This window comes from Burkholderia sp. Ac-20365, from assembly GCF_017104715.1.
In the GTDB taxonomy this organism is placed as follows: domain Bacteria; phylum Pseudomonadota; class Gammaproteobacteria; order Burkholderiales; family Burkholderiaceae; genus Paraburkholderia.
The window spans coordinates 158,152-166,856 of record NZ_JAAGPI010000021.1; the positions used below are offsets into that span (position 1 = coordinate 158,152).

Here is an 8,705-nt window from a genome sequence, read left to right on the forward strand (position 1 = left end):
AAATGATCAGTAGCTGAAGTAGTTACAGATAACCGGGAATCGGCGGCACACCGACGAACACGGCACCCGCGCCGTCGTAATTGCCTTCGCCGAGAAACGCATGCTGCGTGACGACCATCGCATCGCGCATCAGGCGCTGCAGCGGATGCGAACGATAGATCGCCATCGTGCCGCCCAGACGGTACGCGCGGCCCACGACGTCGGCGCCTTCGCGCGCAATCTGCGTGGCCGCAAGGCGCAGCAGGCTTACCTGATCGGGCGTCACGTCGTTGCCGGCGATGATCGACTGCCACACGCTATCCGTCGATTCGTAGAAGAACGCGCGCGCCGAGCGCAACTGCGCTTCGGCTTTCGCCAGCTCGATCCGGTAGTACGCGCGATCCGCGAGTTGCGGCGCGCCCGTCGTCGTCTTGCGACCACCCGCCATGTGGTTCGCGACGTCCAGTGCGGCGCGCGCAAGCCCGAGGTTCACGACGGCGAGCACCTGCGCCGCGTACGCAATTGTCGGATAGCGATACAGCGGCTCGTCGACAGTCGGCGTGCCGCCGCGCACGAAGGTCCAGTCTTCGGCGACGAACTGGTCGGCGACGCGCAGATCGTGGCTCCCTGTGCCTTGCATGCCGACCACATCCCAGTTTTCGACAATCTCGACCTGAACCGGGCGAAACACGGCCGTACGCGGTTTGCCCGGTGCGCCGCCATCCTTGCCGCCCACGCCGATGCCGACGCCCAGCCAGTCCGCGCCCTTGCAGCCGCTCGCGAATTTCCATGTGCCGTTCACGCGCCATCCGTTGGGCGCAGGTTGTGCGGCCTGCACGGGGAACAGTCCGCCTGCGAAGACCTGATCGGGACCGCTCGCATAGATCGCCTGCTGCGTGGCGAGCGGCAACGCGGCGAGATACACGTTCGCGCTGCCGAAGCTCGCGACCCACGCGGCCGAACCGTCCGCAACCGCGATGCGTTCGATCATCGCGAGGAATTCGCCGGGAGCGCGCGCGTCACCGCCGAAACGTTGCGGCGTTCCCGCACGATAGATGCCGGCACGCTTGAGCTTCGCGATCACGTCGCGCGGCACGTGCGACAGGCGATCGAATTCATCGCGACGCGCGGCGATTTCGGCGATCACCTCATCGAGAGACAGTGCGTCTTCGGTTTGCGCGTGCAATGAAGGCTCCTGAAATGCGTGGCACGAGGCGAGAGCAGTGGCGGCTGACATGTCGATTCTCCTGAATGCGTTCGATGTTGTTGACGTTCAGGCCAGTCTAAAAACGCAAAAAGACGGCATCAATTGGGGCGCCCGTTCGCGTTTCCTGGTATCGACGCCCGTGCGACTAAAGAATTCTTTAGGCGGGTGACAGACGAGGTGGGTGTTATGGTTACACCTGCATATAAGGCTCGTCGCACGCGCATCATGAACTTTCCCGCCGAAGAAGATTTTCATCGTCTGCTCGACGCATTGACGCTGTGCGTGCTGTTGCACGACGCACAAACGAAGTCGATCGTGTGGGCCAATCGCGCGGCGTGCGTCGCGTTGGGTTTTTCTCTCGAAGAACTGTTGCCGCTGAAGGCGCCCGACATGACGCGTCCAGAGCCAAAGTACCGGCGCGAGATCGGCGTGGCCGCGATGGACCGCGCGATCACCGAAGGGCCGCAAGTGTACGAATGGTGTTATCGCTCGCGCGCGGGTGTCGACATGTTGTCCGAGGCGATTGCGACCTATGTGCCGTTGCGCGAGCGCGCGGTCGTGATGGTGCAGTTCCGCGATATCAGCGCAGAAGAAGCGACGCGTCAGAAGTTGCGCCGCTATGAGACGCGGCTGCGCGAGTTCATGCAGGATCTCGGCGAAGGCGTGGCCGTGCTGACGCCGCGCGGCAAGCTCGAATTCATCAGCGAATCGGGGCGCCGGGTTCTGGGCGTCGCGTCGGGCGAACCGCTTGGCGCCGTGCTCGACTATTGCACGCGGGCGGACCGCGACAGGCTCGTCACGCAACTGCGTCATGCCACCAGCGAACAGCTGACCCATGCGCAACGCTATCGGATCACGCGACGGGACGGTGTCACGCGCTGGTTGCGCATCACGTGCAGGCGGGTTGCGATCGAGAACGATCTGAACGGCTTGCTGATCCACTTCCGCGATATCAGCGATGAAGTCGCGACAGAAGAAGCGCGCCGCACGGAAGCGCGCATGCTCGAATACGCGGGCCGCTACAACGCGATGGGCGAAATGGCGACGGCCATCGCGCACGAGTTGAGTCAGCCCCTTGCGGCTGTGCGCAACTTTATCGAAGGCGCGATCCAGCGGCTCGGCCAGGGCAGCATCGACTCCGCGATCTGGGGGCTGCGTAGCGCGGACCGTCAGGCCGAGCATGCAGCGTTGATCATCAAGAGCGTGCGCGAGTACATCGTCAAGCGCGAGCCGACGGAAACGCATGCCGATCTGCGCGACATTCTCAACGACGTCGCCTACTTCATCGAACTGCGCGCGAAAGAAGAGGGCGTGCGTGTGCGCATCGAACAGTCGGGCGAAGCGTTGCCCGTGTTTTGCGAACGCGTGCTGATCGGTCAGGTGATATTGAATCTCGCGTTCAATGCTGTCGAAGCGTTGACGCAAGCGCAGGACGCGACGCGCATCGTCACGCTCGCGACGGCGCTGGCAGACGGACGCGCGGAATTGCGCGTGATCGACAATGGTCCGGGCGTACCCGCCGATGCGCACGAGCGTCTGTTCGACGGCTTCTCTTCGTCGAAGGCGGGCGGCAACGGCATCGGTCTGTCGTTGTGCAAGAACATCGTCACGCGGCATGGCGGACGGATCTGGGCACAACCCGCCGATGCGGCGAATGGCAGCGGACTCGAATGCCGTGTCGCGTTGCCGCTTGCGTCCGCCACGTGAGCGGGCATTCAGCTCTGTCTCAGCGTCCAAGCGCGCGGGCCGTCTGACCGCCAATGCCGAAATCGGTGCTGGGAATGTCCTTGATCATGACGCGCGTGGCTTGAAGCGGTGCATCGAGCACGGCAGCAGCCGTCTCCGATAGCGCGGCGATCAGCGCTTCCTTTTGCGCATCGGTGCGTCCTGCAATCAGGATCGCGACGATCACGGGCAACGAAGGCGGCGCGCCATGCGCCGCCGTCTTGCCGCCAATGCCGAAATGCACCGCGGGCATTTCGCTCAGCAGGATGCGCACGGATTCGGCGGGCGCGCCGATCGCGCTGACGGTTGCCTGCGTGAGGCCCTGAATCAGCGATGCTTTGCGTGCTTCGTCATGCCCATGCGGCAGATAGACTTCGAGTGTTGGCATCTCGGGTTTTGCTCCTTGCACGTAGCCGCCCTTCGTAAGGCCGCTACGTGCATCAAAGACTCACAGCAGGAAGCCGATCGCGCTCAGCGCTTCCGTCGAATCGATCAGGCGGATCACCTTCTCGACGAGTCGCGGCTCGCCCGACGCGAAGCTGATCTTGTGCGTGAGATCGGCGGCGAAGATCGTCGACGCGCCACGCTTGTACGCGACGATCACCTGCGCCGATTTCACTTCGACCACGTCAGCGGCATCGCTCGTCAACGTGAAGCGCGACACGGTGCGCACCGTACGTGCAGCGTCCGATGCCGACGCCGAGTAGCCGGACGTCATGCGCTGCACGCGCAGTTCGCGCATATGCTGGTCGTCGTATGCGTAGTTCAGCGTCGCGGCGAAGTCGGTCGCTTGCGGGTCGATGGGCACGACGTAGAAGCCCGACGCATCCCACAGATCGAGCCACGCGCGGTAGTCGCGGCGGTCCAGCATTTCGGCTTCGCGCCAGATGAATTCGATCGCGCGCGCGAAGGTCTGTTGAGAGAAGAGTGCGTTGCGATCGTCCATCATGCCTGCTCCATCATTGCGCGCCATTGGCGATACGCTTCGCGCATGCCTGTTTCGTCCGTTGCGTGTGCCGTTTTTTCACCGTTTTCTGCGGTCGTTTCGCGGTTCAATCCACGGTTCACGAGAATCGGCACATCGGGCCCGGCGTACGAGCCGCGCTGCACACGCTCCCATGCTTCTGCGTCGTCGGGGCTGCCGAAACCGAACGGGCCCTGGAAATGTTCGTGAATACGCAGACGCACGCGGTTCGCTTCGTCGGGGCCGCCGTCCATTGCGAGTGCGACGTGACGGATCTCCGTTTCTTCCGCGGAAATGGGGCGCAGCACGCGGAAGAATGCCATCGACAGCGCGAGGTTCGGGAACAGATTCAGATTGAAGCCGACGCCCATCAGCGAACGCACGATGCGCCGCACTTCTTCAGGCGTGTGACGCTGCGCAAGCTGTGCGGCCAGTTCGTTAAAACGCTCTGGCAACGGCGCGCCATCGTCCTTGTCGAGATCGACGAGTTCGGGCACCAGCACGGCGAGGCTGTGACCATTGCCGAGCGAGCGGCAGAACGCATCTTCACTCGTCATGAAGCTCGTGATCGCGGCGGCCGTTTCATCGTCGATCGATTTCATCCACGATTTGTGCACGACCGGGAAGTGATACAGGTCCGTCGTGTTCTCGAGCTGGATTTTCCAGTTCCCCTTGAACTTGAACTTGTGCTCGCCGTTCGCCTTGACGGGATAACCCGCGCCTTGCTTCATGAACAGATCGATCCACGGCTTGGCGCCGCCCAGAAAATCTTCGAGCGGTTCGATCCCGTCATTGAAGCTCGCGAAGATCAGACCTTGATAGATGCCCACGCGCAGCTTCGCGAGCGGCAGGTCGCCTTTCTCGCACACACCTTCGTAGCCGTCGCCATAAGGCAGCGCGCGCAGCGTGCCGTCGAGCGCATACGACCAGCTGTGATACGGGCACGTGAAGCCTTTCGCGTTGCCCTTGTGCTCTTCACACACCGTCGCGCCGCGATGGCGGCAGCGGTTTTGCAGCACGTTCACCGCGCCCGTCTTGTCGCGCACGACGATCACAGGTTGACGGCCAATCGTCGTGGTGCGGAAGTCGCCCGGGTTCGGCAGTTCGCTTTCATGCGCGACCCAGATCCACGTCTTGTAGAAAATGCGTTCGAGTTCGGCTTCGAACAGGTTCGGATCGTAGTACAGCGAGGGCGCAATGCGGTCGGACTGAACGCGGCCGCGCAGCGCACCCGTGTCGATGGTTTGCCAGGTAGTGTCGCTCATCGGTGTGTTGTGTCGGGACGTGATTGTCGAAAGTGGATATCGGGCGAAAGTGCACACATGTCGTGTTTCTTTCGCATTGACATCAGTCTCGCTTTGCACCGATCATGCGTCAAATCGATTAAAAATTAGCCGGTAAATAAGTCCGGCAAATAATATGGACCCAGTCGGAAGCCCCACCATGACCTCACTCGATCACGTCGATCTCAATCTGCTGCGCGTGTTTCAGGCGATCGTCGAAGAGCGCAGCCTCACGAAAGCGGGCGAACGGCTAGCGCTTTCGCAGCCTGCCATCAGTTATTCGCTCGCGCGTTTGCGCACGCTGTTCGACGATCAACTCTTCATCCGCACGCGCTCGGGCATGCAGCCCACGCCGATCGCGCTGGAACTTGCGAGCATCGTGGGCCGCGCGCTCGATACCGTGCGCGAGGCGTTGCGCTATGCCGAAAGCTTCGATCCCGCCACGAGCACGCGCACGTTCCGGCTGTCGCTATCGGATGCGGGAGAAATGGCGTATCTGCCTGCGATCTGCGAAGCGCTGCATGAGCGCGCGCCGCGCGTGAAGTTGTCGGTCGAGCCGTTACCTGTGGAAGAGATAGAAGATGCGCTGCGTTCGAGCAGGCTGGATTTCGCCATCGGCAATCTGCCGACGTTGATGGCGCGCACGCGCCATCAATTGCTATTCGAAGAGACGTATGTGTGCATGACGCGCAAGCGCCGCGGTTTGCCCGCGGGTTCGGCGTTGAGCCTCGAACATTTCCTGCAGGCGTCGCACGTGCAGGTGCGCTCCGTCGAGCACAGTCACCACGCGCTCGACGACGCATTGCGCGCGCAAGGCGTGGGCCGCAACATTGCGCTGCAGTTGCCGCACTTCGTCGCGCTGCCGGCCGTGCTGGCCGTCACCGATCTGTTCGCGACGTTGCCGCAAAGGCTGGCTGGCATCCTCAACAGCAACGACGCGTTTCGCATCTACACGCTGCCCGTCGCGCTTCCGCAGGCAACCGTCACGATGCACTGGCACGAGCACTTCGACGAAGACGAGGGTATCGCGTGGATGCGTGATCTGATGGCCGAGATGGTGAAGCGCTTCGACCAGAAGAAGCGCTAGAGATCGAGCACGAGCGTGGGCGTGCGCGAGCGCGACACGCAGCAGCAGATCACGCTGTTGCTCGCGCGTTCTGCCTTGCTCAGGCAATGATCGCGATGCTCAGGCTCGCCGCTGACGACATCGACCATGCAGGTGCCGCACACGCCTTCACCGCACGACGTGTCGACTTCGATGCCGATTGCAGCGAGCGCTTCGACGATCGACGTCTTGCTGTCCACATGCACGGTTTGCCCGGTGCTCGCCAGTTGCACGTCGAAGCTGTCGAGCGTGTTGTCACTGGCAGGCGCCAGAGGTTCGGCAGCAAAGCGTTCGAGATGAATCGCTTCAGCAGGAAGACGCGCTTCACCCGCAGCGACCACGCGGTCCATGAACGGTACGGGGCCGCATGTGTAGACGTGCGTGCCTTGTGGTGCATCGGCGAGACAGGCTGCGAGTTCCGCGTCGAGCGCGTCGGGTTCGATGCCGTAGTGCAGTTTGACGTAACCGTCGAACGGCGCGCGCGAGAGCAGCGGAAGAAACGCTGCATGCTCGGCGCTGCGCGCGAAGTAGTGCAGTTCGAACGGCACGTTCATCTTCAGGAGCCGATACGCCATCGAAAGCAGCGGGGTGATGCCGATACCCGCGCCGATCAGTACATGCCGGCTCGCGTTATCGGCGAGACGGAACAGATTGCGCGGCGCACCGACGGACAGCTCGGTGCCGATCTTCACATCATCATGCAACGAACGCGAGCCGCCGCGCGATTGCACTTCCTTCTTGACGGCGAACAGATGCGAGTCGCGGCACTCGGGGTCGCCGCATAGCGAGTATTGGCGCGTGACGCCGGATGGGCTCGTCACATCGATGTGGGCGCCGGGTTCGTATGCATCGAAGGGCTGGCCGTCGAGGCGCGAAATCATGAATGAGCGGACGCCGTGTGCTTCATCGCGCACGGCGTCGACGCGAACCTTGAACGATTGGGCTTGCATGGTGCGATCCAGTCTGTTGCTAATGGGGGGAGTCGCACTCAGATTAAGGTTCGCGCCTCGATCAGGCAAATCGATTAAAAATGGTAGATCGCATAAACTGCATGGATGATTGACGGGCGGGTTTAGCGGTTCACGTCGACCACAAGACGCCCGCGCACCTTGCCGTCGAGCATGTCGGGCGCGACCGCGAGCGCCTCGGCGAGACCGATTTCCTTGACCATCGATTCCAGTTGCGCCGTGCTCAGATCCTGCGCAATGCGCTGCCATGCTTCCACGCGGCGCGCATGCGGCGCCATCACGCTGTCGATGCCCGCGAGCGTCACGCCGCGCAGGATGAAGGGCGCGACGGTAGAGGGGAAGTCCATGCCTTGCGCGAGCCCGCAGGCGGCCACGATGCCGCCATACGCCGTGCCCGCGCACGCGTTAGCGAGCGTGTGACTGCCGACAGCATCGACGGCTGCAACCCAGCGTTCCTTTGCGAGCGGCTTGCCCGGCCCGGACAGTTCTGCGCGATCGATGATCTCCTGCGCGCCCAGTTCACGCAGATAGTCCGCTTCGGCCGGGCGTCCCGTCGATGCAATCACCTGGTAGCCGCGTTTGGCGAGCAGCATGATCGCGACACTGCCCACACCGCCCGCGGCGCCCGTCACGAGCACCTTGCCCTGCGACGGTGTGACGCCATGGCGCTCGAGCGCGAGGACGCACAGCATCGCGGTATAGCCCGCGGTACCGACGGCCATCGTGTCGCGCGCGCTCAGCGTGGAAGGCATGGCCACGAGCCAGTCGCCGCTCACGCGCGCGCGTTGCGCGAGGCCGCCCCAATGTTTCTCGCCGACGCCGAAGCCATTCAGGATCACGCGATCGCCAGCCTTCCATTGCGCATGCTCACTGGTTTCGACCACGCCCGCGAAGTCGATGCCCGGCACCATCGGAAAGCTGCGCACGACGGGCGAGCGGCCCGTGATTGCGAGTGCGTCCTTGTAGTTGAGCGTCGACCATTCGACGCGCACGGTGACATCGCCTGCAGGCAGATTCGCTTCGTCGATGTCGGTGATGGATGCGTGGCTGCCGTTGTCCTGCTTCTCGATCAAGATGCCTTTCATGGTTCCGTCCGTTGAGTTCGCGTGCGATCGCCTGCTCATACCAGCTGGCGGGTGCGTATCAGCGTACTAGTCTAGGCGAATGCGGGCCGTGAGGTCGCGTCTGGCGTGTTCAACAATGCGACGCGCCTTTGCTTTCGGCGCGCGAATCGGCGCTGCCTGGGTTCAGGCAGTGTGGGGGCGTGTGCGTTGCGTGTGTTTCGTCGAATGAATGTCGCGCTTGATTTAGCGGGTGTAGTAGCCGCGCTGCTGCATGCACTTCGCGTATGCGGTCCAGTAGCGCACCATCGGCGGCTCGGGCGGCGGCGGTGGCGGCATCGAGGCAATCGACGGCATGCTCGCGCCCGATGCTGCCTCCGCGCCTGACGCTGCAACTGCACCCGAAGCCCCTG

The 8,705-nt window shown here is 63.0% G+C and carries 8 protein-coding genes; 2 read left to right on the forward strand and 6 right to left on the reverse strand.

Translation table 11 applies throughout. From position 1 onward, the window contains the following. Positions 1–22 precede the first annotated feature (22 nt). The gene (locus G3O01_RS28600) at positions 23–1,216 is read right to left on the reverse strand and encodes an acyl-CoA dehydrogenase family protein (protein WP_205809952.1); all 1,194 of its coding nucleotides are present in this window, start codon (positions 1,214–1,216) and stop codon (positions 23–25) included. Between the two features lie 195 nt (positions 1,217–1,411). On the opposite strand from G3O01_RS28600, the gene G3O01_RS28605 reads away from it, so the two are divergent. Next, positions 1,412–2,893: an ATP-binding protein gene (locus G3O01_RS28605; RefSeq protein WP_205809953.1), complete on the forward strand. Its 1,482-nt coding sequence runs from the start codon at positions 1,412–1,414 to the stop codon at positions 2,891–2,893. Between the two features lie 19 nt (positions 2,894–2,912). Here the strand turns inward: G3O01_RS28605 and G3O01_RS28610 are convergent, their stop codons facing one another. The 3 genes from G3O01_RS28610 to G3O01_RS28620 are packed head-to-tail and all read right to left on the reverse strand — an operon-like array spanning position 2,913 to position 5,140. Then, positions 2,913–3,299, reverse strand: coding sequence for a tautomerase family protein (locus G3O01_RS28610; RefSeq protein WP_205809954.1), 387 nt, complete (start codon positions 3,297–3,299; stop codon positions 2,913–2,915). A 60-nt stretch (positions 3,300–3,359) separates the two neighbouring features. Further along, positions 3,360–3,860 (reverse strand): aromatic-ring-hydroxylating dioxygenase subunit beta, encoded by a 501-nt coding sequence (locus G3O01_RS28615; protein WP_205809955.1) that lies wholly within the window; start codon positions 3,858–3,860, stop codon positions 3,360–3,362. Beyond that, on the reverse strand, positions 3,857–5,140 hold the full coding sequence (locus G3O01_RS28620) for an aromatic ring-hydroxylating dioxygenase subunit alpha (RefSeq protein WP_205809956.1): 1,284 nt from the start codon (positions 5,138–5,140) through the stop codon (positions 3,857–3,859). The genes G3O01_RS28615 and G3O01_RS28620 overlap by 4 nt, the downstream gene beginning before the upstream one ends. Positions 5,141–5,318: 178 nt before the next feature. Here G3O01_RS28620 and G3O01_RS28625 point away from each other — a divergent pair, with 178 nt between their 5' ends. Next, positions 5,319–6,245: a LysR family transcriptional regulator gene (locus G3O01_RS28625; protein ID WP_205809957.1), complete on the forward strand. Its 927-nt coding sequence runs from the start codon at positions 5,319–5,321 to the stop codon at positions 6,243–6,245. Here G3O01_RS28625 and G3O01_RS28630 read toward each other — a convergent pair. Further along, a complete protein-coding gene (locus tag G3O01_RS28630) occupies positions 6,242–7,213 on the reverse strand; it encodes a PDR/VanB family oxidoreductase (protein ID WP_205809958.1) in 972 nt (323 codons plus the stop codon). The two genes, G3O01_RS28625 and G3O01_RS28630, sit on opposite strands and share 4 nt — an antisense overlap. 122 nt (positions 7,214–7,335) lie before the next feature. Then, positions 7,336–8,316 (reverse strand): MDR family oxidoreductase, encoded by a 981-nt coding sequence (locus tag G3O01_RS28635; RefSeq protein WP_205809959.1) that lies wholly within the window; start codon positions 8,314–8,316, stop codon positions 7,336–7,338. Positions 8,317–8,705: the final 389 nt, after the last annotated feature.

What these genes read in the sequence shown, in the direction of transcription:
- G3O01_RS28600 (WP_205809952.1), bottom strand. Translation starts at nt 1,216, where the DNA reads ATGTCAGCCGCCACTGCTCTCGCCTCGTGCCACGCATTTCAGGAGCCT.
- G3O01_RS28615 (WP_205809955.1), bottom strand. Translation starts at nt 3,860, where the DNA reads ATGATGGACGATCGCAACGCACTCTTCTCTCAACAGACCTTCGCGCGC.
- G3O01_RS28625 (WP_205809957.1), top strand. Translation starts at nt 5,319, where the DNA reads ATGACCTCACTCGATCACGTCGATCTCAATCTGCTGCGCGTGTTTCAG.
- G3O01_RS28620 (WP_205809956.1), bottom strand. Translation starts at nt 5,140, where the DNA reads ATGAGCGACACTACCTGGCAAACCATCGACACGGGTGCGCTGCGCGGC.
- G3O01_RS28605 (WP_205809953.1), top strand. Translation starts at nt 1,412, where the DNA reads ATGAACTTTCCCGCCGAAGAAGATTTTCATCGTCTGCTCGACGCATTG.
- G3O01_RS28630 (WP_205809958.1), bottom strand. Translation starts at nt 7,213, where the DNA reads ATGCAAGCCCAATCGTTCAAGGTTCGCGTCGACGCCGTGCGCGATGAA.
- G3O01_RS28635 (WP_205809959.1), bottom strand. Translation starts at nt 8,316, where the DNA reads ATGAAAGGCATCTTGATCGAGAAGCAGGACAACGGCAGCCACGCATCC.
- G3O01_RS28610 (WP_205809954.1), bottom strand. Translation starts at nt 3,299, where the DNA reads ATGCCAACACTCGAAGTCTATCTGCCGCATGGGCATGACGAAGCACGC.